The organism is Psychrobacter sp. CX21 (genome assembly GCF_057396255.1).
In genome coordinates, this window is sequence record NZ_JBXYJG010000007.1 from 66,495 (window position 1) to 91,368 (window position 24,874).

The 24,874-nt window shown below is 38.4% G+C and carries 20 protein-coding genes; 16 read left to right on the forward strand and 4 right to left on the reverse strand.

From position 1 onward, the window contains the following. Nucleotides 1-42 precede the first annotated feature (42 nt). From nusB to AC2SLP_RS05885, 10 genes are all read left to right on the forward strand, one after another. Nucleotides 43-783, forward strand: coding sequence for a transcription antitermination factor NusB (nusB, locus tag AC2SLP_RS05840; protein WP_486535709.1), 741 nt, complete (start codon nucleotides 43-45; stop codon nucleotides 781-783). Nucleotides 784-995: 212 nt separating this feature from the next. Beyond that, entirely contained in the window at nucleotides 996-2,090 is a 1,095-nt protein-coding gene (thiL, locus tag AC2SLP_RS05845) for a thiamine-phosphate kinase (RefSeq protein ID WP_486535710.1), read from the forward strand. 20 nt (nucleotides 2,091-2,110) lie between these two features. Further along, on the forward strand, nucleotides 2,111-2,701 hold the full coding sequence (locus AC2SLP_RS05850) for a phosphatidylglycerophosphatase A family protein (protein ID WP_486535712.1): 591 nt from the start codon (nucleotides 2,111-2,113) through the stop codon (nucleotides 2,699-2,701). A 281-nt stretch (nucleotides 2,702-2,982) separates the two neighbouring features. Continuing rightward, nucleotides 2,983-4,350: a bifunctional UDP-N-acetylglucosamine diphosphorylase/glucosamine-1-phosphate N-acetyltransferase GlmU gene (gene glmU, locus AC2SLP_RS05855; protein WP_486535713.1), complete on the forward strand. Its 1,368-nt coding sequence runs from the start codon at nucleotides 2,983-2,985 to the stop codon at nucleotides 4,348-4,350. 41 nt (nucleotides 4,351-4,391) lie between these two features. Further along, nucleotides 4,392-6,239: a glutamine--fructose-6-phosphate transaminase (isomerizing) gene (gene glmS, locus AC2SLP_RS05860; protein ID WP_486535715.1), complete on the forward strand. Its 1,848-nt coding sequence runs from the start codon at nucleotides 4,392-4,394 to the stop codon at nucleotides 6,237-6,239. A 148-nt stretch (nucleotides 6,240-6,387) separates the two neighbouring features. After that, entirely contained in the window at nucleotides 6,388-7,203 is an 816-nt protein-coding gene (locus AC2SLP_RS05865) for a TnsA endonuclease N-terminal domain-containing protein (RefSeq protein ID WP_486535716.1), read from the forward strand. Next, nucleotides 7,187-9,286, forward strand: coding sequence for a transposase (locus AC2SLP_RS05870; protein ID WP_486535717.1), 2,100 nt, complete (start codon nucleotides 7,187-7,189; stop codon nucleotides 9,284-9,286). Before AC2SLP_RS05865 ends, AC2SLP_RS05870 begins: the two co-directional genes overlap by 17 nt. A gap of 17 nt (nucleotides 9,287-9,303) precedes the next feature. Continuing rightward, a complete protein-coding gene (locus AC2SLP_RS05875; RefSeq protein ID WP_486535719.1) occupies nucleotides 9,304-10,995 on the forward strand; it encodes an AAA family ATPase in 1,692 nt (563 codons plus the stop codon). Continuing rightward, entirely contained in the window at nucleotides 10,988-12,544 is a 1,557-nt protein-coding gene (locus AC2SLP_RS05880) for a TnsD family Tn7-like transposition protein (RefSeq protein WP_486535720.1), read from the forward strand. The genes AC2SLP_RS05875 and AC2SLP_RS05880 overlap by 8 nt, the downstream gene beginning before the upstream one ends. Further along, nucleotides 12,541-14,106 (forward strand): Tn7-like element transposition protein TnsE, encoded by a 1,566-nt coding sequence (locus AC2SLP_RS05885; protein WP_486535722.1) that lies wholly within the window; start codon nucleotides 12,541-12,543, stop codon nucleotides 14,104-14,106. Before AC2SLP_RS05880 ends, AC2SLP_RS05885 begins: the two co-directional genes overlap by 4 nt. A 71-nt stretch (nucleotides 14,107-14,177) precedes the next feature. Here the strand turns inward: AC2SLP_RS05885 and AC2SLP_RS05890 are convergent, their stop codons facing one another. Further along, entirely contained in the window at nucleotides 14,178-14,423 is a 246-nt protein-coding gene (locus AC2SLP_RS05890) for an EexN family lipoprotein (RefSeq protein ID WP_486535723.1), read from the reverse strand. A gap of 146 nt (nucleotides 14,424-14,569) precedes the next feature. Between AC2SLP_RS05890 and AC2SLP_RS05895 the strand changes: the two genes are divergently transcribed. Beyond that, entirely contained in the window at nucleotides 14,570-14,770 is a 201-nt protein-coding gene (locus tag AC2SLP_RS05895; protein WP_486535725.1) for an antitoxin VbhA family protein, read from the forward strand. A 34-nt stretch (nucleotides 14,771-14,804) separates the two neighbouring features. Here AC2SLP_RS05895 and AC2SLP_RS05900 read toward each other — a convergent pair whose 3' ends face one another. Then, on the reverse strand, nucleotides 14,805-15,659 hold the full coding sequence (locus AC2SLP_RS05900) for a hypothetical protein (protein ID WP_486535726.1): 855 nt from the start codon (nucleotides 15,657-15,659) through the stop codon (nucleotides 14,805-14,807). A 41-nt stretch (nucleotides 15,660-15,700) separates the two neighbouring features. Then, a complete protein-coding gene (locus AC2SLP_RS05905) occupies nucleotides 15,701-16,807 on the reverse strand; it encodes a hypothetical protein (protein ID WP_486535728.1) in 1,107 nt (368 codons plus the stop codon). A 203-nt stretch (nucleotides 16,808-17,010) separates the two neighbouring features. On the opposite strand from AC2SLP_RS05905, the gene AC2SLP_RS05910 reads away from it, so the two are divergent. Both AC2SLP_RS05910 and AC2SLP_RS05915 read left to right on the forward strand, forming a co-directional pair. Beyond that, entirely contained in the window at nucleotides 17,011-17,220 is a 210-nt protein-coding gene (locus AC2SLP_RS05910; protein WP_486535730.1) for a helix-turn-helix domain-containing protein, read from the forward strand. Between the two features lie 141 nt (nucleotides 17,221-17,361). Next, nucleotides 17,362-18,249, forward strand: a complete 888-nt coding sequence (locus tag AC2SLP_RS05915) for a hypothetical protein (protein ID WP_486535731.1) — start codon at nucleotides 17,362-17,364, stop codon at nucleotides 18,247-18,249. A gap of 41 nt (nucleotides 18,250-18,290) precedes the next feature. On the opposite strand, the gene AC2SLP_RS05920 is transcribed toward AC2SLP_RS05915, so the two are convergent. Next, the gene (locus tag AC2SLP_RS05920) at nucleotides 18,291-19,448 is read right to left on the reverse strand and encodes a cysteine desulfurase family protein (RefSeq protein ID WP_486535733.1); all 1,158 of its coding nucleotides are present in this window, start codon (nucleotides 19,446-19,448) and stop codon (nucleotides 18,291-18,293) included. A 152-nt stretch (nucleotides 19,449-19,600) separates the two neighbouring features. Between AC2SLP_RS05920 and AC2SLP_RS05925 the strand changes: the two genes are divergently transcribed. From AC2SLP_RS05925 to AC2SLP_RS05935, 3 genes are read left to right on the forward strand one after another with little or no spacing between them, the layout of a single operon-like run. Then, on the forward strand, nucleotides 19,601-20,611 hold the full coding sequence (locus AC2SLP_RS05925; RefSeq protein WP_486535735.1) for a DUF4007 family protein: 1,011 nt from the start codon (nucleotides 19,601-19,603) through the stop codon (nucleotides 20,609-20,611). A 55-nt stretch (nucleotides 20,612-20,666) separates the two neighbouring features. After that, nucleotides 20,667-24,029, forward strand: a complete 3,363-nt coding sequence (locus AC2SLP_RS05930; protein WP_486535736.1) for a hypothetical protein — start codon at nucleotides 20,667-20,669, stop codon at nucleotides 24,027-24,029. Beyond that, the gene (locus tag AC2SLP_RS05935; RefSeq protein WP_486535738.1) at nucleotides 24,029-24,865 is read left to right on the forward strand and encodes a phosphoadenosine phosphosulfate reductase domain-containing protein; all 837 of its coding nucleotides are present in this window, start codon (nucleotides 24,029-24,031) and stop codon (nucleotides 24,863-24,865) included. Before AC2SLP_RS05930 ends, AC2SLP_RS05935 begins: the two co-directional genes overlap by 1 nt. Nucleotides 24,866-24,874: the final 9 nt, after the last annotated feature.

A 24,874-nucleotide genomic window follows, 5' to 3' on the forward strand; every position in this document is an offset into this window, starting at 1 on the left:
TTAATATCAAAGCGCTCGCTTTGATGATAGGTATTTATATACATGAGCAATAACAATCCGCCAAAAACTGACAACAAAAATTTTTCTGAAAATCAGTCAAATGATCAGTTTGATATTAATGAATCTAGTTATAAAACCACTCATACTGCAGTGCGTAAAGCACGACGTTTCGCCCTGCAAGGGCTGTATGAATGGCTAATGACAGATCATCGTTTTGAACAAACAGGTAAAGGGGAGTGGAAGGCCAATCCACCGCATGATATTGCAGCACGCACACGGGCAAGTAATGCCATGCATACCGTTCATTTGGGGTATTACCATACCCTAATGCGTGAAATTCCTGAGCAAATCGAAGCATTAGAAGCTTTAATATCTAAACACTTAGATCGTCCTATCGATCAAATTGATAGGGTTGAGCATGCCGTCTTATTGATTGGCGCTTATGAATTACAGCATAGCTTACATATTCCTTATAAGGTTGTGCTAGATGAAGCCATGAAGCTAAATACTCATTTTGGCGCCACAGATGCTCATAAACTAATTAATGCGGTAATGGATAAGCTGGCGGCAGAGCTACGTGCCATAGAAGTAGAGGCAGATTCAGGAGCGGGCTATAAACAGATGAAACAGCAAAACAAAGCTAATCAACAGAAGGTGAAAGCTGTAGAAGCTGATACTGAGCAAGACAGTCAACAATTAAACACAAATCAACAAGCAAATGACGCAGAAGATCCACAGCCGCGACAGCCAAAGCAAAGAATAGGTCTTAAATCTAAAAAGTAGCTTAGTAGTAGTGATTATAGAGTTAAGAGGCTATAAGGGGGCTATCTATTAGGTATGATAGATGGCCTTTTATTTAATTTGATTGACGTCAAAAAATAACTGCTAGCATAAAGCGCTGATAAACGTATAAATATCAGACTTGAGCTTAGGTTTTAGCTAATAAAATAAATAATAAAAAACTGCAAGTGCATGGGCTTTAAGGATGAAGATTGATGACTGAATTTGAACTTATATATCGTTTTTTTAACGCTGAAAACTTTAATGCTGAAAACTTTGAAGCTGGGGACTTTAAACACAAAGACCCCCGTGCTACTCAATCGAATCCTAGGGCCACACATCCTACAATTACAAAAGCTTTAGGAGATGATGCTGCGGTCATCGCTTGGAATTCTGCAGGCCAATGGATTACCTGTGTCGATACTTTAATTCAAGGTCGTCATTTTAGTGATGACTGGCAACAGGTCATAAATTTAGCATTCGCTATTGGCTATAAAGCAGTCGTTGTTAATGTTTCTGATATTGCGGCGATGGGCGCCAAACCGCATAGTATTCTATTGGCATTATCTTTACCTGAGCGTTTGGCCACTGAAAGTTGGCTTAGCGAGTTTGCTAAAGGGTTGTTTCATGCTTGTCATCAATTTGGGGTAGAACTAATTGGCGGTGATACTACGCGCAGTGATAAGCTAATGATTAGTATTACCGCAAATGGGGTATTGCCAGCCTCTATTAAACCTATCTATCGTAGCGGGGCTCAGGTAGGGGATAAAGTCTATGTATCTGGCACCTTAGGTGATGCCAGTTACGCACTTTATCACCCAGATACTGAAGTAGGGCAACACCTTGCTCATCGGCTGCATATGCCGACCCCGCGTAGCTCATTAGGGCAGAAGCTTGCCAGTTTAGGTGAAGCGACGGCTATGATGGACGTCTCAGATGGACTGGTACAAGACTTAAGCCATATATGTGATCAAAGCGGTGTGGCAGTACGGCTTGATTTAGAGAAAATACCAACCAGTAAGCCTTTGCAGCAGGTTAAACTAGCAGATAGATTGCGCTATCAGCTCACCGGTGGCGATGATTATGAATTAATATTTACCATACCTGCCGATTCAGAGTTGTCTGAAGCGGTGCGCGCCTCAGCTTTTACAAAAGTGACTTGTATTGGCGAGGTAGTAGCTGCGAGCTCATCAAAACCGCCTTCACCACCCATTGAGCTATTTTATCAGGGTGAAAAAGTTACTGAACAAACCCCTTTACCTTTCGATGATTATCCCGATTTAAAAGGCTATCAGCACTTTACTCAGTGACCACACCCTTAGGAAGTTTTATGTCCTCAGATCCTAATTTTAATGATAAACCTGACATCAGCAAGGCCAACGACTGTCCACCCTTACCAGTAGGCACAAGCACACTAGACACGTTGGTATACTGGCTAGGCATCGGTCTGGGTAGTGGCCTGCCCAAACGTGCGCCCGGAACATGGGGAACATTTGGCGGTTTGATTATTGGTATACCGTTAATGCAATTGGGTTTTTTTCCTTTTTTATCAATTACAATCTTAGCTAGTATTATAGGTATTTGGATTTGTGATCGGACATCGAATTTGATGCAAGTTCATGACGATCCACATATTGTTTGGGACGAATGGGCAGGCATGTGGATTAGTCTATTACCTGTGGCTTTCGTTATTACCTATGCCGCTGACTATATTACAATAAAAGACTATTGGTTAGCCATTGGGCTGGCATTCATTTTGTTTCGCTTTTTTGATATCGCTAAGCCCAACCCGATCAAATGGGCGGATACAAAGCTCACAGGTGGTCTAGGTATCATGCTTGATGATATTTTGGCAGGTATTATGGTAATTGTTGCTTGGCTGATGATAGTCACCCTCATGATGACCTTTTACCCCATTTAATAATGGTTTCACTTTAGATAAACACTGATGGCTATTTTATAACGCTAATAATAGATTGCTGAATACAAGTAGATAGTTGAATAGTTTTCATGCAACAATAGAACTATTAAATGAGTGGTATCTAGCTTGAAATTCAAAAGCCTTGCTATTTTTGATAAATAGATTAAGATGCCGTTCGTATTTTATGGTCATATTAAATGCCCTTTAAGTTTAGTTAATCAAATTAGTTTAGTTGATCAAATACTGAAACCTAAATTTTAAATTTCTAAGAGTTAATTGCTATGAACGACACCCTCACAACAATTATTTTAGCCGCGGGTAAAGGTACTCGTATGCAGTCTGCCAAACCTAAAGTACTTCAAACCTTGGCCAGTAAACCTTTATTAGCGCATGTATTGGATACATGTCAAAGTGTGAGTGTCGATAAGACCATCGTGGTATATGGATTTGGCGGTGATCAAGTTCAGCAAGCAATGTCCGATTATGACTTAACTTGGGTCGAGCAAACTGATCAATTAGGGACAGGGCATGCGGTAAAAGTTACGCTGCCAGAGCTACCTGCTGAAGGCAAAAGCTTAATTCTCTATGGTGATGTTCCGCTCGTCAGTGGCAATACTTTGATCCGACTAAAACAGGCCAATGTTGAAGGTATGTCTATGCTGACATTAACCGTAGATAACCCTTTTGGCTTGGGACGTATTAAGCGTGATGACAATGGTAATATTATTGCTATCGTTGAGCAAAAAGATGCTAGTGAAGAAGAACAAGCTATACGTGAGATTAACAGTGGTATTTATTGTGCAGACAACGCCTTATTGCACAAGTATTTACCTAGCCTATCGAATGATAATGCTCAGCAGGAGTATTATCTGACAGATATCGTTAAGATGGCAGTAGCGGATGGTATCGCGATTGCAGCTATTGAGCCTGATCATGAATTCGAGATCGAAGGGGTTAACAACCGTCAGCAACTAGCCAGTCTTGAGCGCCGCTTGCAAGCAAAATTAGTTGAAGACCTACAAGTTCAGGGGGTACAGTTTGCTGATCCAAGTCGTGTGGATATTCGAGGAGAAGTGACCGTAGGACAAGATGTGTTTATCGATATTAACGTGGTCCTCAAAGGAGCGGTTAGTATAGGTAATGACGTGACTATTGAGGCGGGCTGTATTATTAAAGATACTAAAATTGGTAATTATGTTCATGTGAAGCCCTACTGTGTCTTTGATGAGGCGCAAGTTGGGGACGAGGCAACCATTGGGCCATTTGCGCACCTGCGTCCACAGACCGTATTAGACAATAAAACACGTTTAGGCAATTTTGTAGAAATTAAAAAATCACACATAGGTGAAGGTAGTAAAGTGAATCATCTAAGCTATGTGGGAGACGCCCAAATCGGCGCTGGGGTAAACTTTGGTGCTGGCGCTATTACCTGTAATTATGACGGTGTTAATAAATACCAAACAGTGGTAGGTGATGGCGCATTCATCGGTACGAATGTCAGTTTGGTCGCTCCGGTAAATATTGGTCATACGGCAACTGTAGGGGCAGGATCGGTGATTACTAAAGATGTTGAAGACAAAGCGCTGGCTATCGGCCGTGGTCGTCAAGTACAAAAAGACAATTATCAACGCCCAGAAAGCAAAAGATAAATACTAAAGAATACCCTGTAATATCGAGTTGAGGATTTAATATGTGTGGAATAGTAGGCGCAATCGCCGAACGTAATATATCAAGCGTGTTATTAGAAGGTCTAAAGCGCCTAGAATATAGAGGCTATGATTCAGCAGGGTTGACCGTTATTAGGGACGGTGAATTATACCGCGAGCGTCAAGTGGGTAAAGTTAAGGCTTTGGTCGATGCTGTAAATAATGATACTGAAAACTTTAAAGCAAATGTGGGGATAGCTCACACCCGCTGGGCAACACATGGCGAACCTGCTCAGCATAATGCGCATCCACACGTCTCAGGCAAAGTGGCGGTGGTACACAACGGGATAGTTGAAAACTATGGTCCGTTGAAAGAGCAGTTAATGGATAAAGGATATAGCTTTACCTCAGAGACTGATACAGAAGTCGTTGCCCATTTGGTAGCAGAAGCCTATAAAGAGACCCAAAGTTTGTTTGCTGCAGTGGAAAAAGTTGTCCCTTTATTGCACGGTGCATTTGCATTAGGGGTAATCCATGTCGACAATCCTGATGAAATGATAACCGTTCGTTTAGGTTCACCACTAGTGATAGGGGTAGGCATTGGGGAGAACTTTATTGCCTCAGATCAGCTGGCTTTACTACCTGTGACTAACCGATTTATGTATCTAGAAGAAGGTGATATTGCCATTGTTAAGCGTGACAGTATTGAAGTTTATGCCGATGGAAAGCCTGTGGAGCGTAGCGTCACAGAATTAGATGCTAAGAACCATAATGCCGATAAAGGCGAGTTCAAGCATTACATGTTGAAAGAAATTTATGAGCAACCTGACGCCGTAGCACGTACCCTTGAGATGGGCGCTGGTGAAGGAGATCTAAAAGAAGATTTTTTACAGCGACATACAGAGACTTTGGCCAAAGTACGCAATATACAAGTATTAGCCTGTGGTACCAGTTACCATGCTGGCATGGTAGCCAAATATTGGTTTGAAAACCTGACCCGTTTGCCTTGTTCAGTAGAAGTGGCCAGCGAGTTTCGTTATCGCAATCCGGTAGTGGTGGATGATACATTGATCGTTTGTCTGTCTCAATCTGGAGAAACAGCCGACACCTTATCAGCCTTACGCGAGACTCAGCGAAGAGCCAAATCTGGTGATATAAGAGGTTTAATTACATTAAGTGTCTGTAATGTTGCAACCTCTTCATTGGTGCGCGAAACCGACATTTTTGTACCAACGCATGCAGGTGTGGAAATTGGGGTAGCATCTACCAAAGCTTTCACCACTCAGTTAGCGGCGTTAATGTTATTAGTATTAAAAATCGGTCGGGTTCAACAGCGTATAGCTGCCAACACATTGGCCGAGATAGTGACTGATATGCATAAGCTTAAAGGTCAGTTAGATAGAAGCTTAAACCTTGATCAGCCAATTGAGAAAATGAGTCAGAAATTCGAAGATAAGAAAAGTACCTTATTCTTAGGCCGCGGGGTTCAGTTCCCGATTGCTTTAGAGGGCGCTTTAAAGTTAAAAGAGATCTCTTATATTCATGCCGAAGGCTATGCCGCTGGCGAGCTTAAACATGGCCCACTTGCTTTGGTTGATAAAGACATGCCTATCGTCGTATTAGCGCCTAAAGACAGTATGCTTGATAAACTTAAGGCCAATATGCAAGAAGTACATGCCCGTCATGGGGAGCTGTTTGTATTTGCCAGTGAATCAAGTCAGCTAACCAGTGAAGAGCGTCTACATGTGATTAACGTCCCTGATGTCAATGAGCATTTAGCACCTATTGTTTATAGCATCCCGGTTCAGTTTTTGTCATATCATGTGGCAGTGATGCGCGGAACGGATGTGGATCAGCCCCGAAATCTTGCGAAAAGCGTGACGGTTGAGTAGGGTTTATAGTTTACGGGGGTTTGTTGTCAGAGAGTAATAAAGTATCATACTGAGTAATAAAGATTCATACTGAGTAATAAAGTATCATACTGTTGACTCCGATATTCCCCCCTGCTAAAGTTGATGTAACTTCAGTAGGGGTTTTTTTATGCTCTCAAAAAAACAAGAAAAGTGGCTTAAAGAAGGTAGAGGTCAGGGGGAGTTAGCTGACTATAAACCTTGGATAAAAATTTCTGATATATCCTCTTCAGGTCGATCACACAGAGTCTTCGGACATAAGACAAGACGTATTCATCATTTGATGTCAGATTTAGAATTAGCAACGTTTCTATTTCTTGAGTGGAGTCCTGAAATTACAGATATTCGAGAGCAATTTCCTCTTAAATTCGATGAGACTCTTGAGATTGCAGAGAACATGCAAGTAAAGCATCCTGCTATGAGAGGCAATATACATGTCATGACCTCAGACTTTTATGTTGTGAGCTCTAATAAAGAGTTTAGCCAATTTGTTTTGCAAGCTAAGTACTCAGAAGAGCTAATGAAGCCTAGAGTCATAGAGAAATTAGAAATAGAACGACGATACTGGAACTCGAAAGGTGTTCAGTGGCAGTTAGTTACTGAAAAAGATATACCTATAGATGTTCAAAATAACATTAAATGGCTTTATCCAGAGGCTAGAGAAGATAGCTCTTTAGATGTTTATGACAGTTTAAGTTTTTATGCTCATGAGCTTACTAAAAATCCTGACAAAAGCATTATTGACCTGTGCAAAGATATTGATAGAGCTTATTTCGATGAAGTAGGTAGCTCCTTAAATGAGTTAAGAAGACTATTAGGATTGAGGTTCTTGATATTCGATCTTCGTATAGATTTCAGGAGATTAAAATGTAGTGACATTCATACGAGTGACTCCCAATTTTGGGGCTTAATGACAGAGGAGCTTAGATATGCTGCGAATCAATGATGTCTATAGTAATCAAGGCTCAAGGTATAGAATATTAAGCCTTTTACCAGAGCAAGTCGTTTGGATTGATATAGATCGTACATCTGCACTGCCTGAGCTTATACCTATCAAAGAATTAGTAAATCTAATTGAAGAGGGCATATGTTATATCACCGATGATCCTTATCAAGGTTTGCTTTTGCAAGCGCCTGAGGAAGGTAGTACAGCTCAGTTAAAAAGAGATGAAAGCTATGAGCTTATTAAGCCTATTGTAAGCCATCCTTTGTACTATCTTCCAGAAGAACGAGCAAAATTTATTAACGAGATTGTTGACGCTAAAAGAAGCACAAAGCAAACACTGTATCGGCTACTGCGTAGGTATTGGCAAAGAGGCCAAGTACCTAATGCATTACTTCCAAACTATAAAAACTCTGGAGCAAAAGGAAAGAAGCGTATTGCTAAAAATAAAGAGTTAGGGAGACCTAGAGTTTATAAGGAAGGTACTACTGCCATTATTAATGAGGATATAGAAAGGCTCTTCTCAATTATTATAAATAAGTACCTCTTAAACGATAGCAAATATACCATTGTTTATGCGTACCGAAAGTTTAAAGCAATGTATCGTTCTCTAAATCCAGAAGTTAAAGAAGAGGATTTTCCTAGTATCTGGCAGTTTAAATACTTTTATAACAAGCACTTTACTTCTGTCCAAAAACTTAAGGCTAGGCATAATAAAATTAGCTATAACAAGGATATAAGGCAGTTAAGGTCAACGGTTAACACGCAGGTTCTAGGTCCTGGCTCACGATATGAGATTGACGCTACCATTGCAGATATCTATTTAGTATCTGATTCAGATAGACAGAGTGTTGTCGGTCGTCCAGTAATTTATTTCGTCACAGATGTTTTTAGTCGTATGGTAGCAGGCTTTTACATAGGATTTGAAAATCCTTCTTATGCTACGAGTATTCAAGCCCTAGAGATGGCGGTAGCGGATAAGCAAAGTTACTGTAAGAGGTATGGCATTAATATCACAGCTGATGACTGGCCATGTATAGGTTTACCTGACGCTATTCTTGCAGATCGTGGTGAGCTATTGGGTCATCAAATTGAAACCTTAGAAAAAAGCTTTTCGGTTCGAGTCGAAAATACGCCTCCTTATCGTGGTGATTTAAAACCTATAGTGGAACGATACTTTAAAACTATGCAGGCAAAGTTCAAACCCTTTGCTCCAGGCGTAGTCACAGGGGTTAAAGAGAAAAAGAAGGGGGGAAATGACTACCGTTTAGATGCTGCTTTAACCATTTTGGATTTTAAGAAAATTATTATTAATTCAATTTTGATGCATAACAATGCTCACCAATTAAGTCACTACGATAGAGACAGTGATATGCCTGCTGATTTACCTTTAGTTCCTATTGAGTTATGGAACTGGGGGTTACAACATCGCACAGGTAGACTTCGCTCTGTTTCAGCGAAAGATTTGTATATTGCGCTGTTGCCTCGAAAGAAAGCTACTTTATCAGACTTAGGTATTAAGCTTTTTGGTAACTATTATATTTGCTCTGAAATCAGAGAACAGGGTTGGTTACACCGAAAAAATACAATTCATAGACCTAAATCGCTTGAGGTTGGGTACGATCCTTTAGATGCCGATACGATCTATATATTTTATGAGCAGAATAGTCTTAATTATTGGAAGGCTCATTTATCTGATCGCTCAAGAGAGTTTAAAGGCTGTAGTTTTTGGGAAGTGTGGCAAATACAGGCTGAGCAGAAGATAACAGCTGCTAACCAGAAGCTTAAGAGTAGTTTAGCGTTAGAAGAGCTTGAGCGAGAAAATGAAAAAATCATTCAAGAAGCTATCAAAGCTAAGCCAAATTCATTTAAAACCAAATCAGATCGGTTGACTAACATAAGTAATAACAGAAAAAGAGCAAAGGATGAGGAGCGTAAAGACAGGCAAAAAAATAAAAGCAGAAAAGGAAAGCTGATAAAGTTAACTAAAGAAGTGAGCAGTAATAAAAATATGACAAATTTAAGTGAGGAAGATTTAGCACTCAAGTTCCCTGTTTATCATGATATTTTGTCTGAAGATGATTAATTATAGAGGGGCAAGGAATGATTATTAATGCTGTTTATAAGGAAAGTTTTGGCAGCTATAAAGGTAATCCATTTATTGAGGCATTACCCAGTATTCTAGAGCCGAAACAGGTAGCTAGAAGTCTTGAAGGTCGTGTTGATTTCAATCAGTCGGACTGTCAGGCGTCATCTTCAGTTCGAGCACATTTAATTTCTCAAATGATGGGGCAGTTTTTCCAACCCATTAATCGTCATATTGATCTAGAAAGAAAGCTATCTGTGATGATTCGTGAGGGGTATGTGGGGCGCAATCCAAAAGATGGCTCTTTAAATACGCGTCTTCAAAATGGTTACGAGCGTTTAATGTCAGGGGAGAATAATGCAGTCAAATTCCCCACTGTTACTTCAACAGCACGAAGTTTAGCTTTTATAGGTTGCTCGGGTAGCGGTAAAACAACTACTCTTAATAAGATTTTGTCTACTTATCCTCAGGTCATTTATCACCCTGAATTTAATTTCACTCAAATCGTATACCTGAGGGTAGATTGTCCTCACGATGGTTCTCTTAAAAGCCTTTGTCTTCATTTCTTTAGAGCAATTGACCAAGCGTTAGATTCTAATTATGAACAAAAATACGCTTTAAAAAGACATAGCATTGAGACTTTGCTAAATCTAATGCGTCAAATATCTAATCACCATGCTATAGGTCTCCTTGTGATAGACGAGATACAGCACCTGAGTGTTAACAAATCTGGTGGCGCTGAAAAAATGCTGAATTTTTTTGTGACGCTAGTTAATACAGTGGGTCTGCCCGTAGTTATGGTTGGCACACCAAAAGCCAGGTTTATTTTTGAAGGAGATTTAAGATCCGCTCGTCGAGGCGTTGGATTTGGTTCAGTTTTTTGGGAGCAGATGGTTCGAGAACCAAATATTCACTTATCAGATGACAGAGTAATCAAATCTGAATGGAATAGCTTTACCGATAATCTATGGAAGTATCAGTGGTTAAAAAAAGCCGATATTACGTTATCTGAAGATATAAGAGATCGTTGGTATGAATTGTCTCAAGGGGTTTTGGATATTGTCGTTAAACTTTTCGTTCTTGCTCAGCTAAGAGCTATAGACTCAGGACTAGAGCGTATTACCGTCAAATTGCTGCAAAATACTTATGATGAGGATTTAAAACCTATTCATCCTATGATTGAGGCCTTACAGTCAGGTAGAGCTGACAGAATTGCTCAGTTTTCAGATCTAGTAGTACCAGATATTGATAAAAATTTATTACAGCTTCAAAGTAAGCTGGATCAAAAAAGAGATGAGTTTGATGAAGTATCAGAATATCAAGGTCATGAGTTAAGTATTAGATTACATCGTATGCTGGTAGACCTAGGGCAGGACTCTCCTCTTTTGGTTCCTACAGTTAAAAAAGCTGTTGCTGAGCAACCTGAAGCTACAATGGTGGATTTAATACCTGTTATTTTGGACTGGCTGAAAGAAGCTAAGTTAGATCTAGATAATAACCAACCTAAAAGTGCTTCTAAGACGAAAGTGTCTACAAGAAAGCCAAAGTCTATTAAGCAGAAGGATTGGCATACTTTAGACTCTGATGACCTGCGCTTTCAGTTCAGTCAAAAAGATGAAAGTGAAACGTTCTATAAGCATTTAAAAACTAACACATCGTTAATTTTTGATGTTGACGATTGGTTACCTAAAGCAAGCCAATATGATTAATCTTCCCATGCCATATCCTGAAGAGCTAATCTATAGCACAGTTGCTAGGTATAAGGTTAGGGCTGGATTAATGAGCCCAAAACAGCAGTTAGATGACGTTTTTGAAGATAGAGGTGTGGTTGCAACCGTTGACCTGCCTTGTCACTTGTCTAAGATTATCGGTCATTACCCTCAAAATACTTTTAACCTAGATCATATCGCCTATCAACATACTCTTTTTCCTTTGTATGCTCCGTTCATTCCCGAAAATAGAAGGCAGGAGTGTTTAAGATGGATGGCTGGGCATTCACAAGGTGCCATTCATTTGTCTATTGGTAGCAACGCATCTAGGCTTCCTTCCTTGAAGTACATTCGTTACTGTCCTCAATGTTTTAAGGAGCAATTTAAAGCTCATGGTGAGTGGTATTGGTCACGTCTTTGGCAGGTTTCAGGATTAAATTGCTGTATCAAGCATGGTGTTAGATTGGAAGACTCGTTAATCGAGTATAGACCAACTTCTCGACATGACTTTATTGCCCCCAATACTAGAAACTGTTTAGTTCATACCCAAGAGCATATTAGTGAAGATGATTTGTTTATTGCAGTGAAGGTAGCTGAGCTATTATCTCTTGGCATACAAGTTTCTCCAAGCTTAGAGCAGTGGACTGCTTTTTATCGAAGTTTGGCTCGTTCTAATGACTGCATTAAAGGATCTCAACATATAGATCATCAGCGTATTTTAGAAAAGGTAAAGAAAAGATGGTCGTTAGAGTTCCTAGAGTCAAATAACTTAAGTAATCTTGAGAGTGAAACAGGTTGGCTTCGAGGTATTTTTCGTAAACATCGTAAGTCATTTAGTTATATCGAGCATATTGTCGCTATTACTTCTATGTTCGAAGATAAACCATGGACTTTTACAGAGGTAATTACTCAAGTAAAAAATCAGCCACTTAAACAACTTCCAGGTAAAGAAAAAGCTAAAAGTATAGTTAAAGTTGATATGGGAGTTATTGAAGCAAACAGAGCTGATTGGTTAAAACTGATACAGAGCAAGAAGTCCTCTGTTAAAGAAGCCAGAAAAGTAAATCAAGCACTGTATGCATGGTTATATCGAAACGATAAGCAATGGCTTATGAATACTAACAAGATCTATCATAAGCCTCATATACCTAAAGGCTTTGTTGTTGACTGGCAAAGGCGAGATATTGAGTTAACAAAAGCTTTAATTAACCTATATAGGCAAACCTGCATCGATTTAACACTGCCTCGTAAATCAAAAAAATGGTGGATGCAACAAATTGGTGCGGTTTCGCTTATGGAAAAAAACTTAGATAAATTGCCTGTAGTATCGAAGTTTTTAGAACAATACAGTGAAGATATTAGTGACTATCAGATTAGACGATTAAGCCGTGTGCTAATTGATAGCCTATTAAATAAAGAAGCCTTACAGCGTTGGGAAGTGTTGCGACTGGCTGGATTAAGTGATGAACGAATTACTGACGAGTCCAGTCGATTTTTATCAAAGGCTCACAATATTGTGAATAGACGAATTAGCAAGGTGAGTATATGAAAGTAAAAGGCTATCCAGAAGACGCTCAAATACGGTATATTGCCAATATTTTTAAATTTAAACATTTGAAATCATGGAATCTTAAGGTTTGCATAAGAAATAATGGGCAAGATCACATATTACATACTAGGCTATCGAATTTACCAGCTATAGCAAAGAGAAGGTTTATAAACCCTTCAGATGGGCAACCTCGGAAAGGTGGTTATCCAATGAATTTGCAGAACATCTCAACTTCTAATTGGCAAGAGAGCGATGATTCAGAAGGTGGTGGTAAAACCTTTGTGTTTGACCATATTAGATCAGATGGGTCAATAATAACTGTCCATATACCTCAGATTGAGTTTGCAAGAGTATTATTTTTCCACAATGCTTATTTGGCTAGAAATTGTATTGACCATAATATATTAAAAAGGGAGTTTAATATAAACCATGACTATGAAGATTGTACCCTGATAGATGTATTGCCCATATGTACAGTACCATTAAGAACTTTTGATAGTTATGGTCAAAGGCGATTATTAGCATGGATTTTACTGGATAAAAATGCCCGTGAATCATATGAAAGTATTGCAAAAAGGTTTATAGAACAGGCTGCGGAAGTAAATAATATTAAATCTTGGAATTTTCAATTTGACTATCCAAGTTTAGATAGTATTTCACTACAGACTTCTGGATGGTTTGATAAAAAGACTAACAACTACCATGTTCACGAAATTATAGATATTAGCGATATTGAAACTGCTTTATCTAAAAAAGTTAAGTTCTACAGTAAAAAATTCAAGTTCGGTGCTCAATCAAAGGGTAAAGGGGGCACTGCTACAGGGTGTAGTACTCAAGACAATAATATTATTAATGATCAAAAAGACGCAGATATAGATACCAAGGTCAAAAAACTGAACATACCAAAAACCACTTTTAGATTTTCAAACCCGATTGAAACTAGCAAAGTAGTAAGAAGAAAAGCTGGCGGTGGTTTAGATTCAAATAAGTCTTCTATCGACGATTTTGAAGAGATTGATTTGAATACTGATGAGGCTGTAATTGATGGTACAGCATGTCAGGCTGATTTTGCAGGGCTAGATGACCAAACTGTGGATTTAGACTTATATATGCAACGTTTTGAGGCTTTTAAACTACTAATTAAGATGCTTTCCGAGCGTCCTGATGTTGAATGCTCTGAGACACTACATTTTTTTCCTGCTGTTGGGCGTTCAAGGTTACATGAAACGGTTGATGGTAATCGCAGGACTTTACTTGAGGTTAAAATAACTAAGGATAATGATACTTTTGTTATCTTAGAGATTGATACAAGTGATAATGTTAGATTGATGTCAACATTGATTATAAAAATCAATGATATAGAATTATGGAACTCTCAACTCGATAAAACACTGGTAGGAATTGTGAAAAGATCATTGCATTGGCCAACCGATAAGAGTTTGAAAAAGTTTGGAGACGTTACTAGGTTGATACATCCTAAAAAAGAGTATGAGCTTTTAGAGAGTAGTGTGGAGTTTCTACGTTGGCAAAAGCGGTTGAATGACGCTTTGAATGTAAATTAGCTGTATTGGCTCAAATCCAAACTACAACATACTCTTATTTAGTATGTAATGTGCTTCTATCAAATATCCCACTACCTCAACGCAGACCTAATTAGCTTCATCTTAGCCCTACGAGCATTCTTACAGTTTTCAGCTAAGTTGCCTTCAACCTTATACCCTTTATCTTTCTCAGCTTTACAGCGATCCTGTACCTTCTCAATCTCGTCAGGGTTTTCAGTATAATAGCTGACGGTTCTCACCTTTTCCTCGCCACACCCTGTTAAAGTCAAAGTTAGCATTGAGGCAAGAATAGTATTTACAATATAACTATTTTTCATACGGTTAATCCTTTAAAATTGGTTGAACATTAAAAATGTTATTTAATGACTTACTATCAATGTAATTTTGGCTATCAAGTTAAGATTGGTTCAAAGTCACTACCAACTTAACGACCTCATTAATTCAAACGAACAGGACTCTAATTATGAGAATATCACTCGAAGAACAAGCAAGACGTAGAAAAGCTTGGGCAAGAACGAAAGGCAATGTTGGCTTGTCTGGTTATGTTCCAAGTAAACATGCTGAACAATGGGCTGAACGTTTTATTCAGGGGCATCAGACTTTGGAGGAGACTATAGAAGGCTTTTTAAAAATTGCTGATGGTAAAAGCCCACTTAAACCTTGAACGCCCTAACTTAGAAAATTTAGGAAGTCCTAACCTAGTAACTCCAAGTAAAAGTCTTAGTTGCTAACTCTTCACCTGTTTCATAATCAAAAAAAGTTAAATTAACACGTTCAGGGTAAGCGATTCTATCTTCAAAACGATAATAGCCAATACCTTTAGCTCCCACGTTTCGTTTTGAGATGTCTTCAGCTAAAGCGACATCTTGAACTTCTAAAGAACATGCTTCATTAGGAACAATGCTTATATCATGTGCCTCTACGTTATAATCTGATAAGAAGAAAGGAAACCAGCAGGGGTTCTTATCACTGCCTTCAACAATGACTGAAATAGGAAAGCTTTTTGTTTCAAAATCATATTTACCCGACAATCCATTACCCATTTCAATATGTACATCCATAAGCCCTTTTTTAGCCTGCTCTTGTTCATAGTCGTAACGATCTTGCCTAAGTACCAAATCTACTTTTACACGATAGGGCTGTTCATATTTAGCCATTTCTGAATGTAATTGAGGCGTAAGCTCTTTAGCCATTGCTTCTTTCTTTCCATAGTTTAGTTCATTAAAATAATCTGGATAGGCGATATTTAAACGCTCTTTATCAGATATCTCTTTATGATACTGAGCTAAAGCTAAATAAATTAAGTAATTAGAATCTGCTTCTTGGTTGACATCTTGATATAAAGAGGGGTCAAATCCTTGATTACTCACCTTTGTAACTTCTACTGAATCAGGCTCGTTAACCTCTTGATCATTCATTACTTGAGTATTCTCATCGATAACTGGTGCGTCGTCATTATTACCATCAATAGAGGGGTTATCACCGCAACCTATCGTGCTGAAAGACAGTGTTATTACCGACAGTAATGACAGCATAGAGTTATAAAATTTCATAAATGAATTCCTTTTCTAGGGGTGTTTAAAGAATACGAAGCTTAGGAGGGAGGCTTTTTCTTCGATCTTTTTTTGATTTTTTCAGCAATTTCTGGATAGGTGTAGTTATACATATTGAGTCTGGCAAATAGAAATTTTGAAAACGTTTTCTCTATAGCTGTTTCAGGGTGAACTTCTGGTATAGGGTAATTCCCAAAGTAGCCTTTTCTACATAGATTCAAAACAAAAGCTATGCCTTCGCTTATCTCATTATCTGATTCGGACGCAGTTAGTGTTTTGTGGCGCTCAAAATCACCAATATGACTACGAGCTATCGAATTAAGATAGATCATCTCAGCAACAGTATATGTATCAAGGGCATATTTAAATAAGTCTTTGACGCCATCCCCAATGTGATAGCCAATACCAGAATTAGGTAAGCCATCTTTAAGACTGGCAACACACTTAGCGATCTGTATAGTCTTTACCCATCCTTCAAACTTAGGGTTTTCAATATCTTCAATGGCGCATCTTCGCTGTTTAACATCTCTCTCAATCTGCTTGATGGCTTGCTTATCGAAAGCAAAATCAAAGCCTGCATAGGGATTGTTGAGACTTAATTGATCAGCATCACCAAGCCTCATACTTTTAAGATTTCTATCAAAATTTAACAATATGATGTTCGCACTTAGAAGATGCTCAAGCACTTGTATAGTTAAGTAGGATGTTGGTGTGTAATCAGGTTCGAGAGAGCTGTCCGTATAAGTGGTGAAATGCAAAGTAGGTCGAAAATTTTCTTCGATAAACTCCATCGACGTGGCAACCAGTAAGATTTTATCTATGATGCCCAGCTCATCAACTTTAGGTTTTGAGTTTAACTGCTCCGCTATCCTTGCTCTTAGAACGGGGGTAACAAGTCTTAAGTTTTCAAGGCGAGCTTGTTCTAATTCCTTATAGTGCGCTTCATGCTCCTCTATCCTTTGTCTTTCTAGCTTACGACGACACTCACCGCACTGCCAAATCTTGAGATTTAGACGTTTAAACGCTTTCCTTTCATAAGCTACGCAGTTGGTATTACAATCCCCACAGTGGAAATCTTCTACAACGATATGACAGCTATCTTGAATAAGGTTTTTAAATTCATAAAAACCTAAGCCACTTTCTGACATTATGTCTGTGGCGGTATGAACAAACTTTGTGTCTTTTCCTGGTTTACGTAACCAGTATTTTGCACACAGATGTTTAATTTCATCTGCTAAGTCGTCTTTATACACAATTAGAATTTGCATAGCTTTTCAAAGTTCGGAGTATACTCCGTAGATATTGTAAAGCATGACTGCGAATAATGCTACTTTTGTTATTGGTAGCCATTATGTCAGCAGATGAGAGGATTTTAACTTTCGGTAAAAAGTTACGTGAAGTAAGAAAATCGAAAGGGTTATCGCAAGAAAAGCTAGCAGAGTTAGCAGGAATCGACAGAAGCTATATGAGTGAAATTGAGCGTGGTGAGTATAATATTACTTTGCTTAAGTTGTACCAAATTTGTGACGCTTTAGAGGTTGAGGCTAGAAACTTGGTTTGAAAAAAGCTGCAAAAAATTCAGTTATTAACCGTACATTTTTATTTAGTGCAATATCTACGCAATCCTAGTTATCACGATTTAATAGATTCGATTCGTTTGATTATTAGCTTCTTCAGAAATACTTTGAATAAAGGATGAGATATGAACGTTTTTAGAATGCACATTAAGCCTGCTGGTAAAGCTTCAAGAAAAAGAACATTTGAGTATTGTCTTGAGAATAACTTGTTAGGCGTAGGGTGGCGAGTTCAGGGTGTAGAAAACACCAAAATTTGGAAAGACTATTATAATAAAGCCAAAGAAAAATATAGCAATGTTAATCAATGCGCTTATATTCATAAACATGTTAAAACTGATGATTTAGTATGGACAAGATATAGAGAGAAAGGCTATTTTCTTGCTAGAGTAGTATCAGAGTGGGAGTATTTGAATAACGAAGTTGCGGTTAATGAAGATATTGATATTGCTAATATTTTTAAAGTCATTTTTGTAGCGGTACCAATTTCAGCAGTGCCAGGGAAAGTAATTGCTAGCTTTAGAGCTCCTAGAGCATGCCAAAAGGTAGGTGGTAAATCTATTAAGTTCTATTCAAAAACATTATGGAATGAACTATCACAAACCCAATATTATGATACAAGCAATGACAATTTTGATGATATTTTTCTAATGTTAAATGACGAAGAGACTGAAGATTTAGTATTTCTTTATTTACAGAGTATGGGGTGGTATGTTGTTCCTAGCTCACGCAAAGCAGATACTATGAGTTTTGAGTATATTGCTATAAACCCAAAAACGGGACAGAGAGCTTTAACTCAGGTTAAAACGGGTCATTCCAACGTGCCTCGTAGTAGTTATACTAAACAAGCTTCTGGTGAACATATATTTTTATTCCAAGCTAATGAAAATTACTCTGAGGAATCTTCTGACTCAGTGACTACTATATCTAAAAAGAGTCTTATTAACTTTCTTAAACTATCGAAAGAATGGTTACCTGAGAACTTTACACTTAAAATGAAAGCGTGTTCAATGTAGATAAAGTATGTTAGGGCTAGTATGTATAAGTATCGAAGATGTCAATTATTTAGCCTCATCTTTTTAACTGTCTCAATAATAAGACTAACTGCCAATTCAACTTCATGGGTCGTCGTCATACGACCTACGCATATTCTAAAACTACTCTCAGCCGTTTCTTTTGAAATTTGCATCGCTTTTAATAGAGGCGGATATTCCCAATTCAGTCCATCACAAGCAGACCCTAGTGAAAAGGCGAGCTTAGGTTGTAGATTATTTAATAACCGCATACTATCGACACCCTCAATTGCAAGGTATAAGTTACCAGGATGGCGGTTATAAATATCGCCAATCACTTTAATGCTTAGCTCTTTTTCCAATCCCTCAAGTAATAAATTCCGAAGTTCTTCTAAATAGCTTGCTTCATTTTCTCTATTCTCATCTAATATCTCACAAGCCCTTTGAAAACCAGCTATCAACGGCGTGGCTAGCGTCCCAGCACGTAGTCCATTTTGCTGACCGCCACCGACTATTATCGGGATGAAATCAGGATTATTTAAATGCTTAGAGTACAGTAGACCAATACCTGATGGTCCATATATTTTATGAGATGAAACGGTTAGAAAATCAACATCTAAATCAAGACAACTAAGCGGTAAATATCCTGCTTGCGAGGCATCGACATGAAGTAACGCATCATACCAAGAACATAACTTAGATATCTTCGCTATAGGCTGATTAGTACCGATAACGCCATTCGTCATAGCACACGACACCCAAAGTACCTTGTGTTGTTTAAGATTCAACGCTAAGTCATCAAGGTCAATTGTTCCGCTAGGAGTTAACTTAACGTAGATTACCTGTAGCTCTTTTTGTTTTGCTACCAGTTCAAGAGGTGCTAACACCGATTTATGCTCAAGATAACTTGTCAATATAGTATCTGCCTGCGGATTTAGTTGCATCGCCATTGAGATACCAGCAGAAATCGCTAGGTTATTCGCCTCTGTCGCCCCTGATGTAAAAAGTAAGTCCTCTTCAAAACAATCGCAAATTTCCGCAAGGCTTTGTAATGCATTTTTAATTATTTCCTCTTTCCGCCATCCAAAAGCATGGCTGATAGAGTGAGGATTACCAGGTTGAGCCCATAATTCATTCATTGCCTGTATGACTGCGACATCGCACGGCGTATGAGAATTATAATCTAAGTATATGTTTTTCATAAGGTTTACTTAAGTCGTTAGGCGTTTATAAAACATAGTCAATTTCGTGTCAACTCTATCATAACATGATATAATTCGATGCTATTGGAACTTATCTCCAATCACAAAGAAAAGCAATTTTTATCCAAATTAATATAAGTTGATTAGTATTTATGCGTTATTTCGAATCTTTGATTAATAATATTAAACCAACACTTTCTGGTCATGATACCTTTCCGCTTCGCTATGGATGGCTAAAAAAAGTATATGACCAAATTGAGAGTCAACCTGATATTGATACGAATGTGTTTGCTAAAGACACTGCGATTGCGGACTTTGGTGTTGGTAAAAATATGCTTAACGCCATGCGATTTTGGTCAACGCATACGGCTATGATATATCGCAAGAATAACGCCTATTACAATACTTATAAGGGTATTGAAAAGACGGATATCGTTAACGATGATATCGACGCCACAAAGCAGTTAAACCCTTTTTATAATGCTGAAAATCTACTTGATAATAAAGGGGTAGACCCCTATCTTGAGTCACCTTCAACGATTTGGTTATTGCATCATTGCCTTGTTACCAATCCTAATTTAGTCACTTATTATTGGTTATTTAATATTAATACCAAGTCTGAGCTTAGCCGTGAAGAGTTCGCCCGTTTACTCAAAGAGTTTTTTAAAGATTTTGGACTAAAGCCGCCTTCAGACTCTACTGTTAAAAAAGACATTGAGTGCTTAATTCAAAATTATACCACTAAGACTCGTAAGAAAACCGATGACTTCGAGACGGCGCTTGATGGTCCACTAGTCGAGCTAGGCTTACTAACACGGGTAAATAAACATAACATTAGGGCACTGCGAGGTGAGAAAAACTCGTTAACATTGCATGTGTTTGTTTACGCACTAATCAACTGTTGGCGTATTCATAACAGTGTCGCTGATACCCTAGCACTGGAGATGTGTACTTATGATGAGTGCTCACCAGGTCGGGTTTTTATGTTAGATGAAGATGCGATTATCACCTATGCTGAGCAATTACAAGACTCGGAGTATTCATTGGCATGGACACAATCAGCAGGTATTCGCCAGTTTCAAATCACTGAGGGAAGTAACTTAGACACTATATTCGAGCAATGTATGAAGCAACTGAGGCTTGAAGATTACAGTAACCAATGATCTCAATCTAGTAATTTCATCATTGTTAATGTCCCCAATTAGAGTTTTAAACGTTATGAATACTACTAAAGATAATTATTTAATCAACCATATAGAACGCAACCCTTATTTTCAGCGCTCGGTAAATATAAATGCAGACAGCAATGATGAAGTAGCGATTAGCAACTTTTATTGTACCGCCTCGTATGAGCAAATCCTAATTAACTTAATTAATAATATTGAGAGAGGTCAAGGTGCATTTACATGGACAGGACCTTTTGGCTCTGGAAAATCAAGTCTAGCGCTTTTTTTGCAAGGTATTGTGAGTAGTGACAAGAAGATTGTAAAATTAGCAACTTCTAAATTAAGCAAAAAAAACAAATCGGTAATTACGAATCACTTTGATGCAAATGCTTATAGCTGGAAGATTATTAATATAACAGGTCAAGCGATAGCGCCTGAGCAATTGTTTCGAGAGGCTTTGGATTTAGACGATAAAGCCAGTGTAAAAGAAATTATTAATACATTAGATAATAGCGTAGGCGATAATGACTGTCTAATTATATTTATTGATGAGCTTGGCAAAGTGTTCGATGGTGCGGCTAAAAGCCATCGCCCAGATGATATTTATTTTCTACAACAATTGGCAGAGCACGTCAATCGAACCAATGGTCGTATGCTATTGATTGGTATGCTCCATCAGTCCTTTACCGCTTACGCTCGTCAAGCCACAGCAAAGACGCACAGCGAATGGATGAAGATTCAGGGACGTTTTGTAGACTTTGCTTTAACTTTGTCTGTCGAGGAGCAGATTTATCTTATTGGTCAAGTCATTAAAGTAGATAGCGAGAGATTATCGACCTGTAAAAATGATATAAATTTTGACCGTCAAGTGAACACGGTTGTGACTAATGTGGCGCAAACCCGTCAAACAGACAGCGACAGTTTGACAGAGCTTTTAAGTAATACCTTTCCACTACATCCGCTCGTGACTATTTTATTATGTAAATTGTCACAAAAGAATTTCGGTCAAAATCAGCGTAGTATTTTCTCATTTTTAATGTCTGCTGAACCAAACGGATTTGGGCATTATTTAAAAAACACAACGCTCAATGAATTAAGATTATTTAATCCGCATCAGTTTTGGGATTATCTCGATAGCAACCTTAACAGTACCATTATTGCTTCTGAATACAGTAAACAATGGCTACTTGCCCAATCGGCAGTCAATCGTTATGAGGGTCTTGAAGACGATATAGCGGTTAAGCTTATTAAAATAGTGTCACTCATTAGTATATTTGGCGATGGTACTGGCGTACATGCAGATTCTGATTTATTGCAAGCATTGTTAGATGTGGACGATAAAAAATTAAATACACTGATTGAGGCACTAGAGTCTGCTTCTATAATATTTTATAAAAAGTCGAAGCAGTCGTATGTATTCAGCGAAGGGAGTGACTTTAATGTCAATGAGGCGGTGCAAGCGCAAATACAAGACCTTAATGAGCTACCCTTTGCCGAATTAGAGCAGTTTGAGCCCATCGTCGCAAAAAGACACTATCAGGAAAAGGGTAGCTTACGTTGGATGGAGGTGAGGCTATTACCAGTAAATGAAAAATCGGAAAGCGCCCTCACTAGCCTACAAAATGCCATTGATGCCTCAAGGGTAGGATACTTCTGCTTATTGATTCCAATAAACAAAGAAGAAACGTCACTGGCAAAAACATTGATTAAAAAGGTAGCCAGCTCTGGCAACTTTAATAATTTGGTAATCGCTACGCTAGACAGTCATGCGATCATCATCGATATGCTCAAGGACAAAATTGCCCTTAGTAATATCTTAAAAAATGAGGATAAATTACTCAACGATAAAATAGCCCGTCAAGAAACAGAAGGGCGTTTGGTTGATATCGAAGATGCGTTAAACAACTTGCTGGATAAAAGTCTTAATACCTCAATTTGGTACAGTAAATATCTGCGAAAAACAGGCGAAAAGTTGAATCGCTTTAAGTTGTCAGCACTTGCCTCAACGGTTGCGGACGAGTTTATAGATAAGTCTTTTGTCTGTAATAATGAGCTCGTTAACCGTAATAAGCCTTCACCCAGTGCAAAGGGGGCAATACGTGAACTGCTAAAACGCATGATTGAGCGAAGTGATGAGCCAAGTCTTGGGATGGAGAAGTTTCCACCCGAAAAAGGGATTTATGAATCTGTCATTGTTAAAAATGGATTACATATAGCCGACGCAGATGGTAACTATACTATAGTCAGACCTACCTCAACTCAGCTAAAAGCTATTTGGGAACGAGCTGACGAGATTATTGCTAAAAGTGAGGGCGGTTTAGTCACTGCTAAAGAAATATATAAGGCGTGGGAAGCACCTCCTTATGGCGTAAAAGCAGGACTGCATGAGATTCTATACATTGCTTATATAATGTCACGCCATAGTGATTTGGCTAATTATATTAATGAAGAATATAAGCCATCAGTACAATATCTTTTAGCCGAATACCTTATTAAAGTCCCTAATGACATAGGCGTCAGAGAAGTGTCCTTTTTAGAGGGTACACAGTCATGGATTCATGTGTTAAGAGAGGCGTTGCAAAATGAATTTGGTGCTCGTTTAAATATAGAGATTGAGGACGAGCCATTACCCATCGCTCAGGCGTTAATAAGTGTGTTTTTTACCATGCATCCATGGGTGCATCGTACAAATTTATTAGAACCTAAAACTAAGCAATTACGTAATTTGTTAAAACAGGCAAATGACCCTAACCAATTGCTATTTGACGATTTGCCGAAATTTTTTAACGCTAATGATAATGATGAAGAGAAAGTTAGAAAAATTATAGAAGGGTTACAGGAGATGGATAAAGTATACCCTGATTTAGTAACGGATATAAATTCTAAGCTTTATGATTATCTAAAAGTTAACGATGATGGCGTGAACCCTTATGCGGAGATTAACAAACGCGCAGAGGCTTTGTTTGGTAAGTCAGGTGATTATCTTTTAGACTCTTTTATCGCACGATTGGTTAAATACAATGGTTCTATGAATGATGCGGAAGGCTTGATTAGCTTACTAGCAGGAAATAAGCCTTCTAAAAAATGGATTGACCAAGATATTGTCAAAGCACAACAGAAAATTGCCACTTACGGACTTCAGTTTTTAGAAGCTGAAGTAAATGCTGAAATTGATGCTAGTCCTGACAGGCAGAAGATTGGTCTGATAACTAAATCTCCTAAAGCAACAGCCAGTTTCGTGAAAGAGGCGCATATTACATCTAAGAACGCAGAGTCTGTTAGAACTAAAGTAGATCAGCTAAAAATATTACTACTTGAAGATGAGCAGTTTGATACTAACGACAGAGTTGCAGTCATTGCTAAACTGCTTGAAAGCTTACATGATGATGAACTATCCAAAGCTGGAGTATTATAATGTCTAAAATCAAGCACGTTCTGGGTATATCAGGGGGTAAAGACAGCGCTGCACTCGCCATCTATATGCGTGACAACTATCCTGAACTTGATATTGAATACTTCTTTACCGATACTGGTAAAGAGCTTGATGAGGTTTATGAGTATCTGTCTTATCTTGAAGGCTATTTAGGCAAGCCTGTTCAGCACATCAATCCTGATAGAGATTTTGACTTTTGGCTTACGCAACACAATGACTATTTGCCATCGCCTCAAGCTCGCTGGTGTACCATCAAAATGAAATTAAAGCCATTTCAAGATTGGGTACAGGGATTTTTAGATGAAGGCTATGAGGTTTATTCTTATGTGGCGATACGTGCTGATGAACCGTATCGAACTGGCTATGACTCTAATGATGAAAAGTTGGTCATTAAACTCCCATTTCGAGAAGACGGTATCGATAAGCCTGGTGTGATGGATATTTTAGAGAACTCTGGCGTTGGTTTGCCCTCTTATTATGAGTGGCGTACTCGTAGTGGTTGTACGTTTTGCTTTTTTCAGCGTAAGATTGAATGGGTAGGACTTTTAGAGCGCCATCCGAAGGCGTTTAAAGAAGCTATGGATTATGAGAAAGAAGCATTGGCTAACCAATCTCCCTTCACTTGGTCTGAGCGTGAATCATTAGAAGAATTAAGCCGACCTGAACGCATTACTGAGATTAAGGCAGAGCATGAAAAGAAAGTTGCTAAAATGAAAAAGCGGATCAAAGTAAATCCGCTTCGCCCAGATGGAGAACCTGAGTTAGATATGGATGATATCTATGGTCAGGGTAAGGTTTGTGTAATGTGTCATAAGTAGGCTTAAAAT

Excerpts from the sequence above, each read along its gene's own strand:
- AC2SLP_RS05935 (WP_486535738.1), top strand. The coding sequence starts at position 24,029 with ATGTCTAAAATCAAGCACGTTCTGGGTATATCAGGGGGTAAAGACAGC.
- AC2SLP_RS05875 (WP_486535719.1), top strand. The coding sequence starts at position 9,304 with ATGATTATTAATGCTGTTTATAAGGAAAGTTTTGGCAGCTATAAAGGT.
- AC2SLP_RS05915 (WP_486535731.1), top strand. The coding sequence starts at position 17,362 with ATGAACGTTTTTAGAATGCACATTAAGCCTGCTGGTAAAGCTTCAAGA.
- AC2SLP_RS05910 (WP_486535730.1), top strand. The coding sequence starts at position 17,011 with ATGTCAGCAGATGAGAGGATTTTAACTTTCGGTAAAAAGTTACGTGAA.
- AC2SLP_RS05880 (WP_486535720.1), top strand. The coding sequence starts at position 10,988 with ATGATTAATCTTCCCATGCCATATCCTGAAGAGCTAATCTATAGCACA.
- glmU (WP_486535713.1), top strand. The coding sequence starts at position 2,983 with ATGAACGACACCCTCACAACAATTATTTTAGCCGCGGGTAAAGGTACT.
- AC2SLP_RS05865 (WP_486535716.1), top strand. The coding sequence starts at position 6,388 with ATGCTCTCAAAAAAACAAGAAAAGTGGCTTAAAGAAGGTAGAGGTCAG.
- AC2SLP_RS05920 (WP_486535733.1), bottom strand. The coding sequence starts at position 19,448 with ATGAAAAACATATACTTAGATTATAATTCTCATACGCCGTGCGATGTC.
- AC2SLP_RS05895 (WP_486535725.1), top strand. The coding sequence starts at position 14,570 with ATGAGAATATCACTCGAAGAACAAGCAAGACGTAGAAAAGCTTGGGCA.
- nusB (WP_486535709.1), top strand. The coding sequence starts at position 43 with ATGAGCAATAACAATCCGCCAAAAACTGACAACAAAAATTTTTCTGAA.
- AC2SLP_RS05930 (WP_486535736.1), top strand. The coding sequence starts at position 20,667 with ATGAATACTACTAAAGATAATTATTTAATCAACCATATAGAACGCAAC.
- thiL (WP_486535710.1), top strand. The coding sequence starts at position 996 with ATGACTGAATTTGAACTTATATATCGTTTTTTTAACGCTGAAAACTTT.
- AC2SLP_RS05890 (WP_486535723.1), bottom strand. The coding sequence starts at position 14,423 with ATGAAAAATAGTTATATTGTAAATACTATTCTTGCCTCAATGCTAACT.
- AC2SLP_RS05900 (WP_486535726.1), bottom strand. The coding sequence starts at position 15,659 with ATGAAATTTTATAACTCTATGCTGTCATTACTGTCGGTAATAACACTG.
- AC2SLP_RS05850 (WP_486535712.1), top strand. The coding sequence starts at position 2,111 with ATGTCCTCAGATCCTAATTTTAATGATAAACCTGACATCAGCAAGGCC.
- AC2SLP_RS05885 (WP_486535722.1), top strand. The coding sequence starts at position 12,541 with ATGAAAGTAAAAGGCTATCCAGAAGACGCTCAAATACGGTATATTGCC.
- AC2SLP_RS05905 (WP_486535728.1), bottom strand. The coding sequence starts at position 16,807 with ATGTCAGAAAGTGGCTTAGGTTTTTATGAATTTAAAAACCTTATTCAA.
- AC2SLP_RS05925 (WP_486535735.1), top strand. The coding sequence starts at position 19,601 with ATGCGTTATTTCGAATCTTTGATTAATAATATTAAACCAACACTTTCT.
- AC2SLP_RS05870 (WP_486535717.1), top strand. The coding sequence starts at position 7,187 with ATGCTGCGAATCAATGATGTCTATAGTAATCAAGGCTCAAGGTATAGA.
- glmS (WP_486535715.1), top strand. The coding sequence starts at position 4,392 with ATGTGTGGAATAGTAGGCGCAATCGCCGAACGTAATATATCAAGCGTG.